The 15521-nt window shown below is 58.1% G+C and carries 11 protein-coding genes and 1 tRNA gene; 6 read left to right on the top strand and 6 right to left on the bottom strand.

Features of this window, described 5'->3' with window-relative positions; translation table 11 throughout:
• Window positions 1–35 precede the first annotated feature (35 nt).
• Window positions 36–653, bottom strand: a complete 618-nt coding sequence (locus AFK67_RS17535) for a DUF2238 domain-containing protein (RefSeq protein WP_007722856.1) — start codon at window positions 651–653, stop codon at window positions 36–38.
• Between the two features lie 259 nt (window positions 654–912).
• The gene (locus tag AFK67_RS17530) at window positions 913–4002 is read right to left on the bottom strand and encodes an autotransporter outer membrane beta-barrel domain-containing protein (protein WP_007722859.1); all 3090 of its coding nucleotides are present in this window, start codon (window positions 4000–4002) and stop codon (window positions 913–915) included.
• Window positions 4003–4200: 198 nt separating this feature from the next.
• Here AFK67_RS17530 and AFK67_RS17525 point away from each other — a divergent pair, with 198 nt between their 5' ends.
• Window positions 4201–5040, top strand: a complete 840-nt coding sequence (locus tag AFK67_RS17525) for an alpha/beta hydrolase family protein (RefSeq protein ID WP_007722862.1) — start codon at window positions 4201–4203, stop codon at window positions 5038–5040.
• Between the two features lie 250 nt (window positions 5041–5290).
• Complete coding sequence (locus AFK67_RS17520) at window positions 5291–5545, top strand: hypothetical protein (RefSeq protein ID WP_234015077.1); 255 nt, start codon at window positions 5291–5293, stop codon at window positions 5543–5545.
• Window positions 5546–5821: 276 nt separating this feature from the next.
• Here AFK67_RS17520 and AFK67_RS17515 read toward each other — a convergent pair.
• Both AFK67_RS17515 and AFK67_RS17510 read right to left on the bottom strand, forming a co-directional pair.
• Window positions 5822–5897, bottom strand: a tRNA-Phe gene (locus AFK67_RS17515).
• A 112-nt stretch (window positions 5898–6009) separates the two neighbouring features.
• Window positions 6010–6729, bottom strand: a complete 720-nt coding sequence (locus AFK67_RS17510; RefSeq protein WP_007709573.1) for a DUF554 domain-containing protein — start codon at window positions 6727–6729, stop codon at window positions 6010–6012.
• Window positions 6730–7269: 540 nt separating this feature from the next.
• Between AFK67_RS17510 and AFK67_RS17505 the strand changes: the two genes are divergently transcribed.
• Complete coding sequence (locus AFK67_RS17505) at window positions 7270–9408, top strand: ornithine decarboxylase (protein ID WP_007709569.1); 2139 nt, start codon at window positions 7270–7272, stop codon at window positions 9406–9408.
• A 156-nt stretch (window positions 9409–9564) separates the two neighbouring features.
• On the opposite strand, the gene AFK67_RS17500 is transcribed toward AFK67_RS17505, so the two are convergent.
• The gene (locus AFK67_RS17500; RefSeq protein ID WP_007709566.1) at window positions 9565–10263 is read right to left on the bottom strand and encodes a response regulator; all 699 of its coding nucleotides are present in this window, start codon (window positions 10261–10263) and stop codon (window positions 9565–9567) included.
• The gene (locus AFK67_RS17495) at window positions 10253–11887 is read right to left on the bottom strand and encodes an ATP-binding protein (protein WP_038884594.1); all 1635 of its coding nucleotides are present in this window, start codon (window positions 11885–11887) and stop codon (window positions 10253–10255) included. The genes AFK67_RS17500 and AFK67_RS17495 overlap by 11 nt, the downstream gene beginning before the upstream one ends.
• 337 nt (window positions 11888–12224) lie before the next feature.
• On the opposite strand from AFK67_RS17495, the gene AFK67_RS17490 reads away from it, so the two are divergent.
• Genes AFK67_RS17490 through citC form a run of 3 tightly spaced genes read left to right on the top strand, consistent with a single transcriptional unit; the run spans window position 12225 to window position 15521 of the window.
• On the top strand, window positions 12225–13589 hold the full coding sequence (locus tag AFK67_RS17490; protein ID WP_007709562.1) for a 2-hydroxycarboxylate transporter family protein: 1365 nt from the start codon (window positions 12225–12227) through the stop codon (window positions 13587–13589).
• Between the two features lie 18 nt (window positions 13590–13607).
• A complete protein-coding gene (locus AFK67_RS17485) occupies window positions 13608–14471 on the top strand; it encodes a fumarylacetoacetate hydrolase family protein (protein WP_007752387.1) in 864 nt (287 codons plus the stop codon).
• Between the two features lie 18 nt (window positions 14472–14489).
• Window positions 14490–15521, top strand: coding sequence for a [citrate (pro-3S)-lyase] ligase (gene citC, locus AFK67_RS17480; RefSeq protein ID WP_007709560.1), 1032 nt, complete (start codon window positions 14490–14492; stop codon window positions 15519–15521).

The following is a 15521-nucleotide window of genomic DNA, read 5'->3' as shown; positions in this document are numbered from 1 at the left end:
AAGCCGCCTGCGGGCGGCTTTTTAATGGGGGGGCGTTAATGCACAAAGCGCCGCAGCTGGCGCGTATGCCAGCGGCCCAGCGCGAATACCGTGATAAAGGCGCCTGCCAGCGCGCAGAGCATATCCGCCTGCGTATCCCATTCATCACCCTGGGTGCCGAGAAAATCATCGGCGTCTTTACCGAGCGCCAGCGCCACCCACCATTCAATCAGCTCATAAAACGCGCTGACGGCGAGCGTCACGCAACAGACCAGGCACGCCAGCATCTTTGCCCCGAACCGGTAGCCGCCGCGCGCCAGTACTTCCCGCGCCGCCATTGAGATAACGAGCCCCTGCAAAATATGCCCGAAGCGGTCGTAAGGGTTGCGGGCAAGCCCGAACCACTCCTGCACCGCAAACCCGGCGGGCACGCGTGCATAGGAATACATCCCGCCGACGATAAGCGACACGCATCCCATAAAAACCAACGCATACAGCAGCGGCGTCAGCGGATAGCGCTTCGCGGTGAGCCACAGCACCGGCGCCACGATAAGCACCGGCATCACTTCCATAAGCCAGGTTAGCCTGCGCCCGGTGGTCAGCGCGGTGATGACCAGCAGCAGCGCCAGCAGCGCAACGCCTGCGCTGAGATAAAAGGGACGAGAGGTTTTCATCAGCGATCCTTCACAACGGCCAGGTGAAAAGCGTAAACCAGCAACGTTGATGCTGCGCCGCGCGGCCTTCTGACGGCGCGCCAGGTGAACGTTATCTTATTCATTTTAGATGGATTACGGCCGGGCTCATGATGAAACGCGCGCCGCGTGGGATCGGGCCGCAGAGGAGAGGGCGTATCGTGAGACGGGAGAGCGAAACGTGGGACGCCTGAAATAAAAAACGGGGCCGCGTGGCCCCGTGAGTGTTCAGCGTCAGCGCTTAGAACGATTTGTTCAGGCGCAGGCTGAAGGTGTGTGCCTGGTAACGCTCGGCGGCCTGGAGGTCATAACGCGCGTCAATGCTCAGGTCACTGGCGTTAAACAGCGTGCTGCCGACCGACAGACCCGCCATATCCTTAACCGGCGCGGCACCTTTGGTGGTGAACTGCGTCTCGCCAATGGTATCGGCGGCGTAGGTCGCGGTGTTGCTCGTACGGCGGTTGTCATACTGGTGGATCCAGGAGACCTGCGCGAACGGGGTCAGGCGGCCAAGACCGGTATCGAAGCCTTTCTCGATGCGAGTGCCAAGATCGCTTGTGACCGACTGCGAGTGCGATGAACCTACGTCCAGCGCCATGCCGTTGCCGCCGCTCTCTTTATAGCCATCGACGTGCTGATAACCGTAAGTCAGGCCCGCCATCGGGGTGATCACCACCGCAGCAGGCAGCGTGAACGGGTAGCCGAATTCGCTTTGCAGCGTCACAGACTGGCCGTTGAACTTGCCGTTGGCCGTACCGGAGAAACCGGTGAAGTCTGCGCGACGCACGGTGTCGTAGTTCTGACGGGTCAGCGCGGCAGACAGGTTCACAAACCACGGGTCACCGGAGTAGCCAGCATAGCCAATCACGCCATAGTTATTCGCCGTTGAGTTGTTGCCGGTCAGGTTGTCTTTACCGTGTACGGAGGTGTTGCTGTAGTTCAGCGCCGCACCCACGCGCCAGTCTTCTGCGACGGTACGGTCTGCGCCAAACAGCAGGCCGCCAAATTTCGCGCTGTAACCGCTCACTTCACTGGTGCTGTCCTGACGGGTATAGCCGCCGTACGGTTGCGCCCAGACGATCCAGTCACTGTAGCCGTCACCGGTTGACACGCCGCTCAGGCCCGCCGTTTGCGGACTGCGGATGGTATCCAGATGGTTGCCGACGACACCCATTGCGGTGGAGGTCGCCACGCCGCTCGCCGTGCTGACGTTGATGTTCTGGCTGGTGGAAAGACGCTCGCCTACGCGGTTGGCTTCCTTCGTGCCCTCAATCGCCAGTGATGCGTTGTACAGCTCAAGCAGCTGTGGCGCGATGCCGGAGTAACTGGCGAGGCCATTCAGCGACGACGTCGCGTTCGAGGTGGTGGCTCGCTCAGGCCCGGTGACCGGTGCCACAGGCGGTTTCACAACCACTGGCGGTTTCACTACCACAGGCGGTTTGCCCGGCACGGTAGGGGTAGTAGGGTTTCCTGGGACGGTTGGCGTTCCGGGCACAGGCGGCGTCGGCGCTTTTTCAAGCTGAACGACCAGCGCGCTGTTGGTCTCGTCAACATAGGTTGAACCCGTGACTTTACCGGCATAGCCCACTGCCTTATAAGCCAGTTTGTCCGCGTTATAGTTCGTGCCGTTGCTGTTAGCGTTGATAACGACATAGCGCTGGCCGGGCGCGAACTTATAGGTATTGCCGGTGCGGGTAAGCGATATGCTGGAGCCTTGATCCACGGTCGCAGAGCCTGTGACGTTCAGGCGGCCATAGCTGGTATCCTGGGCGATATCGCCGCTCGCGGAGGCTGTGTCGCTCACGCCAACGATCAGCGCCGCGCCGGCGTTTTGATGGTAATTGCCGGTGATGGCGATCGGGGCGTTAATCTGAAGCTGCGCCGCATCGTTAAGCACAGTGCCGACGGTGGCGGTGCTGTCATCGCTTGAGAGGCTGTGCGTGGTGAGGCTGGCAACGTTGATATTATCGTTCAGCAGCATTGAGCCGGAGCGGAAGATAACGTCGCTGTTGCTGGCAATCGTACCGATGCCGTTCGTGCTGGACGCCGTTTCGTCATCGCCGACGGTACGCACACCCGTAAGCACGCCCTGTTTATCCGTGCCGCCGATAAATTCCAGTGCCGCGCCATTGTTGGAGGAGATATTACCTTCAATGATGCCGCTGTTAGTGATAGTCAACGCGGAGCCGTTAGTGCCATTGGTAAAAATCGCATTGCCTTTACCGGTAATGGTGCCGTTATTGATAATGGCATTGCTGGCGCCATTACTTCCGGTGATGTAAACACCCTGGGTGCTGCCAGTAATGGTGCCGTTGTTAATCAGCGTCGTGGTGGTCGTCTGGGAGTTATAATTGGTTGCATAAAAGCCGTAACTGCCACTGACGGTACCATTGTTAATAATGGTGCTGGCAGCGGTAGAGTTGCTGTTAGTGTTACCGTTGTAAATACCGACTAAATTGCCAGAGATATCACCATTATTAGTCAGCGTATCAATCTGGCCCAGGTTATACACGCCGACATAATTACTGGCGATTTTGCCGTCATTGGTTAACGATTTAATGATGCCCGTGTTGGTATTGAAAATGCCTGAGTTATAATAACTGGTGCTAGTGTTGATGTTGCCGATGGTGCCGGTATTATGCAGTGTATTAATCGTGCCGGTATTATAAATTGCGCCGTTATTATAATTATACCCGCTGGTGTTGGTGGTCGTGGAACTAATAACGCCAGCGTTTTCCAGCAGATCGATTTTGCCGAGGTTACTCACGCCGGTTCTACCCGTAATCACGCCTGATGAAATATTCTTCAGTGTCCCGAGCGTACCGCTATTAGTAATGCCGCCCTGGCTATAGTTGCCGCCATAATTGTAGTAGGTGTCAGGGCCTTCAATCGTACCGCTGTTGATAAGCGTGCCTACCTGGCTTGTTTCGGTCAGGTTAACCGCGCTGCCGGAATAATAATTGTTGCTGGCAGAGGCCATTTTAATGCTGCCAGAGTTATCGATAGTATCGATCGTACCTTCGTTTTTCAGGCCGTAAGAATAGGTGTCAGTATTTTGGCTGTTGCCTTCAGCGGAAATGACGCCATCGTTATCAAGTAACGTGACCGCAACGCCCTGCCCAATACTGAGCGCCGAACCGGCGCTGCTAAGCGCAGAACCAGTATTCGTTACCTGAACCAGGCTATAGGAGCTTGAGATCTGAACATCAGATTGCTGGCCGGAAATGACATAGTCGCTCGATACTGCAAAGGCATAAGGTGCCAGCAGTCCTTGCGCAGAGGTTAACGCTACCAGCAGGGTGCCTTGCTGGCTAAAACGTGATTTCTTCATGATGTACCGTGCGACGCTGCGCTTCAGGTTAAGGGGAACGGCCGTTATATGCTATCTTCAGATTAATCTGATTACATTTCGCTACGAAATATACATTTGCTTGCAAAGAAAACAATAAGCGGTCGTGAACTATTTTCGGCGCACGACGGGCGGAACTTTAGGACTTAAGTGAAATAAAACGGGTACAGGGCAGGAACAATGGCTAAAAATGACCTCGCTTTTACAGGTGTACTATTGATTAGTATGGCTTTATTTTTAGCCGGATGTGCCGGTAAAAATTTTCGTGAAGACGCCGATGCGCAGGCTACAAAACGTGATCTCATCGGCAAAAATTTTTTTGCGCGCGGCTTACCGCTGCGTACCTGGCAGCGCATAACGCCGCCGGTCACGCGTTTGCGCGTTTACATCGAGGGTGACGGGTTTGCATGGGTGAGCCGCTCGCGACCCTCTGACGACCCGACGCCGCACAACCCCGTAGGGCTGAAGCTCGCAGCGGCGGATCCGTCTGCGAATGTCCTGTATATGGCTCGTCCGTGTCAGTTTATCGGCCTGCCATTGCCGCCCGCCTGCAACGTTCATCTCTGGACCGATCAACGCTTCTCGCCGGAGATCGTGCAGGCGATGGATGAGGTCTTAAGCCAAATTGTGCAGCGCTACCCGCAGGCTCGTATTGAGCTGGTGGGCTATTCCGGCGGTGGAAATATTGCCGCGCTGCTTGCGGCAAGGCGTACGGACGTGGTGTCGCTGCGCACGGTGGCGGGGAACCTGGATGTCGCATACGTGAACGCGCTACACCGCGTCTCGGCCATGCCGGATGCGCAAAGCGCGGCAGACGTGGCAGTGATGCTTGCGAACCTGCCGCAGAGGCATTTCAGCGGTGCGGATGACGACACGGTGCCGCCCGCTGTCGCGACGCGTTTTCAACAGGCGGCAGGCGAGCGCTGCGCGCAGGTTGAGGTCGTACCGGGGATGAACCATGGTTCTGACTGGGCGGCGCAGTGGCCAGAGTTACTTGCGAAAACGCCGGTTTGCCGGTGAGAAAAAACCAATCAGTGATGCGAAAAAGATAGCGCGCAGAGGGAGGCCAGCATCAGGCCACGGCCTGTTACGCGTGGGGCAGGGCATTTAATTAGCGTCATACCCGTATAGGATGGCTGGCTGAAAACAGGGAACCCCGACAGGGGCAAGAAGACAATCAGAGATAATGATGAAGAGTTTTGTAGTTATCATCACAGCTGTTTTAATCACGCTGCCTTTTCACATCCAGGCCGCGCAGAAAAAATCAGCTATGACGTGCAAAGCGCAGGCAGTAACCGAAGCTAAAAAGCTGCTGGCCTTTTATCGGGATAATGACGACCGCGCCGACATTGATAATAACGTGACGCCGCTTGCCAGAATGCGCAACCCGGAAAACCGCGCGCACTATTTCGATGTATTACAGGTCTGGGGAACGATTTATAAAGGGAAATATCGGATGCGATTTCTTTTTCTCAGCGACTGTACGCTGATGGGCGAAGAGATCCTCGAATATGCCAATCCCTGACGTGGTGGTGGGGCCTGGCACAATGGCGACGAGTGAATCGAACGGCGTTCGATGGAGAGTCTGAATCTCCAAAAGCAAAAACCCGCCTTTTGGGCGGGTTCTGTGAATAAGTGGTGCCCGGACCGGACAAAAACGCCGGGAGCGTTTTTGCACAGCGCGCCGCGCTGCCCGCAGGGCGAGTCGCAGGGAGGCGACGAGTGAATCGAACGGCGTTCGATGGAGAGTCCGGATCTCCAAAAGCAAAAACCCGCCTTTTGGGCGGGTTCTGTGAATAAGTGGTGCCCGGACTCGGAATCGAACCAAGGACACGGGGATTTTCAATCCCCTGCTCTACCGACTGAGCTATCCGGGCAACGGGGCGCATTAAACCCGATTCATCTTTCGGCGTCAACGAAATTCCACGAATTCTGCGCCGTCCGCCCATTCCTGCGCCACTTTGCATGCGAAATAGCCATTTTGACGCGTTACGCGAAGAAATGCGTCCAGAGTGCCGAAAGCGGCATCGAAAGCAGCAGCGCGGGCAGCATATTCACGACCGCAAACATCTTGATGCCGCAGATGCGCAGGCCCGTCGCGAGCAGCAGCAGGCCGCCCGTGGCGGTGAAATCGCCCATCATCGCGGGCGTGGTGAGCGGCAGAATAAACACCGCGCTGGCGGCGAGTACCAGCTGGATAATCAGCATCGGGACGGAAATCGCCGCCACGGCAGCGCCGAGCGTGGTGGCGAAAATCGTGGCGGTGAAAAAATCGAGAAACGCTTTGGCGATAAGCACGCTGTTATCGCCGGTCATGCCCTCGCGCATCGCGCCGAAGATACCGGTGCCGCTCGCGCAAAACAGCACAATGATAGCGACGAAGCTCTGCACGACATTATCCTGCGCCGGACGCGCGTTTTTCGCAGGCCGTAACCGGCGCGCCAGCCCGTGCAGGCCATGCACCAGGTTGCCGACACCCTTTTCGAGATAGCAGAGCTCGCCTATCAGCGCGCCGAGCAGCGTCGAGAGCACCATCACCGGCAGGTTCACGCACTTCATCACCAGTAAAATACCGATGCCAAGCGACGCCAGCCCGAAAATAGACGGCATGGAACTGCGCAGCCGCTCGGGAAGACGCTGGCTTAAGGCCGCGCCGAGCAGCCCGCCCAGCAGCACCGCCGCCGCATTGATAAAAGGTCCGGTTACCACATGTTGCTCCTGCTAAGGGTTATCATCGCGCGCTCAGCATAAGCCCGTTACCGGAGCAGGGAAAGCGCGAGCAATAAGAGCATTATTATGCGTAAACAATGCTTACTTATTTTAATCATTTATTTTTTACCTTAATAATCATAAAGGTAAAAATCAACGTCATTGGCATTGTGATTAGAAAATCGATTTTCTGCCCGCGATGGCTTGCCGCTGGTGGCGTAAGGTGACATGATTGCGCGACTTTTCTCCATCAGACAGGGTGCCGCCATGACCGCGCGTGAGTTATCAGCCGTCATTTCTTCGCGACATTGCACAATGCCGCGCGCCCGTCATGTCTGTCCGCCATACTTCCCTGTGCCCACCATGCGGTGAGGCGGTCGCACGCTCACTGCCGGACAACAGTAAAATCAGGCGTGCTCTGCTTTTACTGATGTCTCGCGGTCGGAGCTGGGAACCAGTCAGACCATCATCGTTTCGCCGGGCTCCGTCCCGTTGCCGTGCCCGAAGGCGCTTACACCGACACTCAGGGTTTTTGTGCTTATGAAATCGTTAAAAATTGCCGCCAGCCACGCCGTGGCTTCTCTGCTTTCGACCTCCCGCGACGTGGTGACGCTCGACAGCACCGATTTTACCGACGTGGCCGCCGTCGTGCTCAGCGTGCCTGACACTCGCAGCGGTATCCTCGCGCTGCTCGCGCGCACCGGGTTTAACCTGCCGGTTTTTGTTTATTTGCAGGAGGGGGAAACCTGCGCGCTGCCGGTCAGCGGCACGCTCACAGGCAGCGCGCAGGGGTTTCTGGCGCTCGAAACCGCAGCGCTGGCCTATGAAGAAAACCTGCTACCGCCGTTTTTCGACACACTCACACAGTATGTGGAGATGCAAAACAGCACCTTTGCATGCCCCGGCCACCAGCACGGTGAGTTCTTCAGAAAGCATCCGGCGGGCAGGCAGTTTTACGATTTCTTTGGCGAAAACGTGTTTCGCGCCGACATGTGCAACGCGGATGTGAAACTTGGCGATTTGCTGATCCACGAAGGCTCCGCCAAGCACGCGCAGAAGTTCGCCGCGAAGGTATTTCACGCCGATAAAACCTATTTCGTGCTTAACGGCACCTCGGCGGCCAATAAAGTGGTGACCAACGCGCTGCTGACGCAGGGCGATCTGGTGCTGTTCGATCGCAATAACCATAAATCCAACCACCACGGCGCGCTTATTCAGGCGGGCGCGACGCCGGTCTATCTCGAAGCGGCGCGCAACCCGTTCGGGTTTATCGGCGGGATCGACGAGCGCTGTTTTGAGGAAGATTATCTGCGCGCGCTGATTGCCGAAGTGGCCCCGTCGCGCGCGCAGGAGACGCGTCCGTTCCGGCTGGCGGTCATTCAGCTTGGCACCTACGACGGCACCGTTTATAACGCCCGTCAGGTGGTGGATAAAATCGGCCACCTGTGCGACTACATCCTGTTTGACTCCGCGTGGGTCGGCTATGAGCAGTTTATCCCGATGATGGCCGACTGCTCGCCGCTGCTGCTGGAGCTTAACGAAAACGATCCGGGGATTTTCGTCACCCAGTCGGTGCACAAGCAGCAGGCCGGGTTCTCGCAGACCTCGCAGATCCACAAAAAAGATAACCATATTCGTGGTCAGGCGCGCTTTTGCCCGCACAAGCGGCTCAATAACGCCTTCATGCTGCACGCCTCCACCAGCCCCTTTTATCCGCTGTTCGCGGCGCTGGACGTCAACGCGAAAATCCACGAAGGCGAGAGCGGCAAGCGGCTGTGGGCCGACTGTGTGGAGCTTGGCATCGAGGCGCGCAAAGCGATCATCGCCAACTGCCGGATGATCAAACCGTTTATTCCGGATACGGTAGCAGGGCGGCCCTGGCAGGATCACCCGACCAACGCCATCGCCCGCGAGCGGCGCTTTTTCAGCTTTGAGCCGGGCGCGGCGTGGCACGGCTTTGCCGGTTACGCGCGCGAGCAATATTTCGTCGACCCGTGCAAGCTGCTGCTCACCACGCCCGGCATTGACGCAGAAACCGGCGAGTACAGCGATTTCGGCGTGCCGGCGGCGATCCTCGCGCATTACCTGCGTGAAAACGGCATCGTGCCGGAAAAGGCGGATCTCAACTCGATCCTGTTTCTGCTGACGCCCGCCGAGAGCGCGCAAAAAATGGCGCATCTGGTCGCGATGCTGGCGCGCTTTGAGCAGCATATCGAAGACGATACGCCGCTTGCCGATGTGCTGCCGACCATCTGTCAGAAATACCCGGTACGTTATAAAGGCTACACCCTGCGCGCGCTTTGCCAGGAGATGCATAACCTGTATGTGAGCTTTGACGCGAAGGCATTACAGCGCGAGATGTTCCGCAAGGCCGGGCTGCCGCAGGTCGTGATGAACCCGCAGCAGGCGAACATCGAGTATATTCGCGGCAACGCAGAGTTGGTGCGCCTTAGCGAGGCCGAAGGGCGCGTGGCGGCGGAGGGCGCGCTGCCGTACCCGCCGGGCGTGTTGTGCGTGGTGCCAGGCGAAGTCTGGGGCGGCGCAGCGCTGCGTTATTTCCTGGCGCTGGAAGAGGGCGTGAACCTGTTACCGGGCTTTTCGCCGGAGTTGCAGGGGGTTTACAGCCAGACCGATCCGGATGGCATCAAGCGGTTATACGGGTATATGTTGCGCGAGTAACGCGTGGCCGGGCGGGATAACGGCTGGCGGAGGTTTTATTTGACGCTGGCGGGTGCGCTTCGCTTACCCGCCCTACGATAAACAATGCCTGAAATGTAGGCGGGTAAGCGCAGCGCACCCGCCGTAAAGCACCGCCGTAAAACGCCCGCCGTAATATCACGCTTCTCCCTCTGCCCGGCGGTACAGCCGCCGCGGATGGCCAATCTTGCCGTACAACATCTCCACCTTCAAAAAACCGCTCTCCACGCAATGCTCCAGATACCGCCGCGTGGTGGTTTTACTTAAGCCTGTCGCGCTGACCACATCATCGACCGAAAAAATCTGCTCGCCGCGTCCGGTAAAGAGCCGCTGCACCAGCGTGAGCGTATTCTCCTCGATGCCCTTCGCGCCGGAGTCCGGCCGGAAGCTGCGCGCCTGCAACTGATAGAGCGAATCCACGTTCTGCTGATCCACAATCTTCCACACCCGCTGCTGCTCGCGAAACTGCACAAAGCGCTCCAGTGAATGGCTCAGGCGCTTCCACGACACCGGCTTTAATAAATAATCGAACGCGCCGTTGCGAATCGCCTGGCTACAGGTATCCATATCGCTCGCGGCGGTAATAAAAATCACCGAACAGGCGCTGTTCTTGAGCGTCAGGCTCTCCGTCAGCGTGATGCCTTTCCCGTCCGGCAGATAGTTATCAAGCAGCACCAGATGCGGGCGCTTGTCGCGGATCTGCCGCTCGGCGTCGGCGAGCGTCGTCGCCATACCCACCAGCCGCAAATGCGGGTGCTGTCTGACCATTTCGGCATGCAGCGCCGCCAGCTGGTTTTCATCTTCCACAATCAGTACGTCGGTCATCTCAGGTGGCATAGTCAGGTTCTCCCTGCGGTTGGGCCGGACGAGTGTCGGGCGCGTCAGGAATAAAAAGTGAGAAAATCGTGCCGCGCGGCGTATTGGCGGACACTTCCAGCGTGCCGCCCGCGAGCTTCACATAGCTGGCGATAAGATGCAGGCCGATCCCGTGATCGCCGCGGCGCTTGGTGGTAAACCCCGGATCGAAGATCCTGTCGCGAAGCGCAGGCGCGATCCCGACGCCGCGATCCGCCACTTCGATAATCAGCTCCCGCTCATTCAGGCGGATCAACACTTCGACCGGATCGTGCGGCCCTTCGGCGCGTTGCGTGGCTTCAATCGCGTTATCCAGCAGATTGCCGATAACCGAAATCAGCTCCGCCTCGCCAAGCCCACGGAACGCGCGCGTCATCTCGCAGGCCGGGTCGAAGGTCAGCGTCACGCCTTTCTCCCGCGCTCTGGCGCATTTGCCGATAAGCAGCCCGCAAAGCGTGGGGGAGTGGAACCGCCCGGAGATAAAATCGAGCAGCTCCTGCGTGTGCTCGGTCTGGGCCTGGATATAGCTCAGCGCCTGATCGTAATGCCCAAGATGCAGCAGCCCGGCGAGCGTCGACATCCGGTTGAGCTGCTCGTGGCGCAGAATGCGCAGGTTGTCCGCGTAGCGTTTCACCTGGCTTAGCTGCACGCTCAGGCTGTCGATATCCTTACGGTCGCGAAAGGTGATAACCCAGCCCTGAAGCTCGCCTTCCAGCAGAATGCGCACCCGGCTTGCGATCACCGTGACATGGTTGAAGACGCAAATCTCATCGTGCGTGTCGTTTTCCAGCATCACCTGCGGCGAGAAAAAAGAGACCGGATTAATCACCGTCTCCAGCGGCTGTCCGCGCAGCGCGCGCGAGGAGAGATTCAGCCCCAGCAGTCGCTTGGCGGCGCGGTTGATTACCGCGATGCGCGACTGCTCGTCGATGGCGATAACGCCTTCGTAGATGGATTCCATCAGCGCCTTTTGCTGGCGCACCAGCAGTCCGATTTCTCGCGGCTCCAGAAAAAACATCTGTTTTTTAATGCTGCGGGTGAAGAACCACGAAAAGATAAACAGCGCCAGCAGCAGTAGCAGCGCGCCAATCAGGATATTCACCACTTTGCCAAGCGTAATCGTATCGAGATAGCTGGTCAGATAGCCGACCGACACAATGCCGATGACGTTGCCCTGCTCATCAAAAATCGGCGCTTTGCTGCGCAGCGATATCCCAAGCCCGCCCCGGCGAATGCTGGTAATGGTTTTTCCTTCGAGAACATCCTGATTATCGCCGCCAATCAGCGGCGTGCCGATGCGGTCATGAAACACGGAATGAAACAGGTGCAGGCCTTTCTTATCGCCAATAACCATAAAGCTGGCGTCGCTGTGGCGCGCCATACCGGTCATAAAGGCATTAATCGCCGGAATATTACGTTCTCGTACTGCTTCACGTAATGACGGAATGAGAGAAATCTCTTCCGCCTGTATTCTCGCGCGGCTGCTCATCTCCTGATAAAGCTGGCGGCTGACGTCGAGATAATAATAAACGCCGAGCGCCGTAAACAATACGGAGAAGAATATGATGAGATGAATAAATAACTTAATGCGAAAGGAAAACTTCATCATTCATTAGCGCGCCGGAATGCAAACAGTAGAGAACTGTATCATTTTTTCAGGCGCTTAGCGGAACGGCGCCTGAAACTTGTGATCCCCTGCACAGGGCACGGCGCGCGCGGGTAACTGTTTATCCGCATTCGGTTTTTATGCTGAAAATGACGCGCACGGAATAAACGCCATAAAAACCATGCCCGTAAATTGAGCGTGGATCACATCGTGTTAATTAAAACCATAAACACCATAGGTGCCATTAAATTACCGGTGTCTATCCGGCCTTCCTCACAAATTGTAAGGGTAACCTCTTTTAGGCTTAACGGGAAATATAACTACGGAGCTTAATTAAATGAGCACAACCGATGATTCTTACGTTGTACCCCACAACCCGTCTGCAACGAAGCAAATATCACTGAAAGAAAAGTGGTGGCATATCATGGATACCTGGAAAGTCGGGATTGTTCCATTGCCGCTGTTTATCCTCTCCGGCGCGCTTATCGCCATTGACTGCCTCGGCGGCAAGCTGCCGAGCGACATCGTGGTGATGGTCGCGACGCTGGCGTTCTTCGGCTTCGCCTGCGGCGAGTTCGGCAAACGCCTGCCTGTTGTCGGGAAAATGGGCGCGGCGGCGATTTGCGCCACTTTCATTCCTTCCGCGCTGGTCTATTACGGCTGGCTGCCGGATGTCGTCGTGGAGTCCACCACCAAATTCTATAAATCCACCAACATTCTCTATCTCTACATCTGCTGCATTATCGTCGGCAGCATCATGAGCATGAACCGCACCACGCTTATCCAGGGGTTTCTGCGTATTTTCTTCCCGATGCTGTGCGGTGAAATCGTCGGCATGCTGGTGGGCATGGGCGTCGGTATCGCGCTCGGCATGGAGCCGTTCCAGATTTTCTTCTTCCTGATCCTGCCTATCATGGCGGGCGGCGTGGGCGAAGGGGCTATCCCGCTTTCCATCGGTTACGCGACGCTGCTGCATATGGATCAGGGCGTGGCGCTGGGCCGCGTGCTGCCTATCGTCATGCTCGGCAGCCTCACCGCCATCATTATTGCCGGCTGCCTTAACCAGCTCGGCAAACGCTACCCGCACCTGACCGGCGAAGGCGAACTGATGCCGGATCGCGGCGACAAACCGCAAACCCAGACGCTGACCACCGCCTTTAGCGGCAAGGCAGACGTCACCACTATCGCCTCCGGCGCGCTGCTGGCGGTGCTGCTCTACATGCTCGGTATGCTCGGCCACAAGCTGATTGGCCTGCCCGCGCCGGTGGGCATGCTGTTTATCGCGGTCTTTATCAAGCTGGCGCACGGCGTCTCCCCGCGCCTGCTCGAAGGCTCGCAGGTGGTCTACAAATTCTTCCAGACCTCAGTGACCTACCCGATCCTCTTCGCCGTCGGCGTGGCGATCACCCCGTGGGAAGAGCTGATGCACGCTTTTACGCTTAATAACCTGCTGGTGATTGTCAGCACCGTGTCGGCGCTGGTGGCGACGGGCTTTTTCGTCGGCAAGAAAATCGGTATGCACCCGATTGATGTCGCCATCGTCTCCTGCTGCCAGAGCGGGCAGGGCGGCACCGGCGACGTCGCCATTCTCACTGCGGGCAACCGCATGACCTTAATGCCTTTCGCTCAGATAGCCACTCGCATCGGCGGCGCGATTAACGTCTCGCTCTCCCTGCTGGTACTGGGCAATTTTCTTGTTTAATCATCAGGATATGCTGTTATGAAACTTGCGAGTTATCTCCATCAGGGCCGCCGCAGCTACGGCATTGTCACGGATAAAGGTGTAGTGGATCTGGGCTCCCGTCTCGGGGCGGATTATGCGGATCTCAAAACGCTGCTGGCGCAGGACGCGCTGGACAACGCGCGCCGCTACGCCGCCGCGCCCGCCGATATCGCGCTTTGCGACGTGACGTTTTTGCCGGTAATCGAACAGCCGGAGAAAATCCTCTGCGTGGGCATGAATTACGCCGAGAAACGCAAAGAGTTTGACCAGCACAACCCGGCGCCGACGCTGTTTGTCCGCTTCCCGGATTCCCAGACCGGCCACAACGCGCCGGTGCTCAAACCGCGCCACTCCAGCGAGTTCGATTACGAAGGGGAGCTGGCGGTGATTATCGGGCGCGGCGGCGAGAACATCGCCCGCGAGGCGGCGCTTTCGCACGTGGCGGGCTACAGCTGCTACATGGACGGCTCGGCGCGCGACTGGCAGCACACCTGGTTTACGGCGGGCAAAAACTGGCGGCAGACCGGCGCGTTCGGCCCGTGGATGACCACCGCCGATGAAATTCCCGATCCGCACCAGCTCGCCATCCGCACCTGGCTTAACGGGCGCATGGTGCAGGATGACAACACCCGCAGCATGATCCATGGCGTGGCGGAGCTTATCGAATATATCAGCACCTTCACCCGCTTAAGCGCGGGCGATGTGATCATCACCGGATCGCCAGGCGGGGTCGGTAAAAAACGCACGCCGCCGCTGTTTATGAAGCCGGGCGACAAAATCGAGGTGGAGATCGAGCGGATCGGCCATCTGTGCAATGTGATCGCCGAAGCGCCTGTCGCGCAACCGGCGCCCGCCCACTAAACGACGCCGGACGGACGTATGAGCACTCTGGAACTGGTTACCGTGGCGCTTGCCCGCCAGCCGCAGGAAAAAGCGCGCGTCGCCGCGTTTCTCGCCAGCCATCAGCTGGGGATGGATGAAGACGTCACGCATGTCGTTATCGCGCTCGCCCAGGGCGGCATCGCGGGCTGCGCCGGGCTTGCGGGCAACGTCATCAAAGGCGTGGCGGTGGATGAGCGCTGGCGCGGCGAAAACCTCAGCGCGCGGCTGCTGGTGGAGGTCGAAAACCTGGCGATGAGCCTCGGGCACTTTCATCTGTTCCTCTGCACACGTCCGTACCACCTGGAGCGCTTCCGGCGCTGCGGTTTCTGGCCGCTCGCCCAGTGCGACGATATCGCCGCGCTTCTTGAAAACACACCCTCCTGCATTCGCCGTTACTGCCAGCAGCTTGGCAGACTGAAACAGCACGGCGAGCGCATCGGCGCGGTCGTGATGAACGCCAACCCGTTTACGCTCGGCCACCGCTTTCTGGCCGAACAGGCGGCAAGAGAGAGCGACTGGCTGCATCTTTTTGTGGTGCGCGAAGAGGCGTCGTTTTTCCCTTACCGCGAACGGCTCGCGATGGTGCGGGCGGGCGTCGCGCATCTGCCGAACGTGACCGTGCACGAAGGCTCGGCGTATCTGATTTCCCGCGCCACCTTTCCGGGCTATTTCCTCAAGGAGCGCGGGCTGGTGGATAAGGCCTGGAGCGGGCTGGATTTACAGATTTTCCGCCGTTATATCGCGCCTGCGCTCGGGATTACGCAGCGCTTCGTCGGCAGCGAGCCGTTCTGCCCGGTCACGCGCGCCTATAACCAGGCGATGCACGCGTGGCTTGAGCGCGCGCCCATGAGCGCCGCGCCGGTGGACGTTATCGAAATTCCACGCCTCAGCCACGCGGCGGGCGAGGCTATCTCCGCGTCCGAAGTGCGCCGCCTGCTCAGGGCGCAGCGCTTTGCTTCGATTCGCGAACGGGTGCCGGAAAGCACCTGGACCCTTCTTGCGCAAAGTTATCGCGCCGAAGTGGCATGA

This window comes from Cronobacter dublinensis subsp. dublinensis LMG 23823 (genome assembly GCF_001277235.1).
GTDB lineage: Bacteria > Pseudomonadota > Gammaproteobacteria > Enterobacterales > Enterobacteriaceae > Cronobacter > Cronobacter dublinensis.
This window is presented reverse-complemented; position numbering and strand designations above follow the sequence as displayed.

Coding starts and splice junctions, on each gene's coding strand:
- AFK67_RS17535 (WP_007722856.1), bottom strand. CDS start 653: ATGAAAACCTCTCGTCCCTTTTATCTCAGCGCAGGCGTTGCGCTGCTG.
- AFK67_RS17530 (WP_007722859.1), bottom strand. CDS start 4,002: ATGAAGAAATCACGTTTTAGCCAGCAAGGCACCCTGCTGGTAGCGTTA.
- AFK67_RS17525 (WP_007722862.1), top strand. CDS start 4,201: ATGGCTAAAAATGACCTCGCTTTTACAGGTGTACTATTGATTAGTATG.
- AFK67_RS17520 (WP_234015077.1), top strand. CDS start 5,291: ATGACGTGCAAAGCGCAGGCAGTAACCGAAGCTAAAAAGCTGCTGGCC.
- AFK67_RS17505 (WP_007709569.1), top strand. CDS start 7,270: ATGAAATCGTTAAAAATTGCCGCCAGCCACGCCGTGGCTTCTCTGCTT.
- AFK67_RS17500 (WP_007709566.1), bottom strand. CDS start 10,263: ATGCCACCTGAGATGACCGACGTACTGATTGTGGAAGATGAAAACCAG.
- AFK67_RS17495 (WP_038884594.1), bottom strand. CDS start 11,887: ATGAAGTTTTCCTTTCGCATTAAGTTATTTATTCATCTCATCATATTC.
- AFK67_RS17490 (WP_007709562.1), top strand. CDS start 12,225: ATGAGCACAACCGATGATTCTTACGTTGTACCCCACAACCCGTCTGCA.
- AFK67_RS17485 (WP_007752387.1), top strand. CDS start 13,608: ATGAAACTTGCGAGTTATCTCCATCAGGGCCGCCGCAGCTACGGCATT.
- citC (WP_007709560.1), top strand. CDS start 14,490: ATGAGCACTCTGGAACTGGTTACCGTGGCGCTTGCCCGCCAGCCGCAG.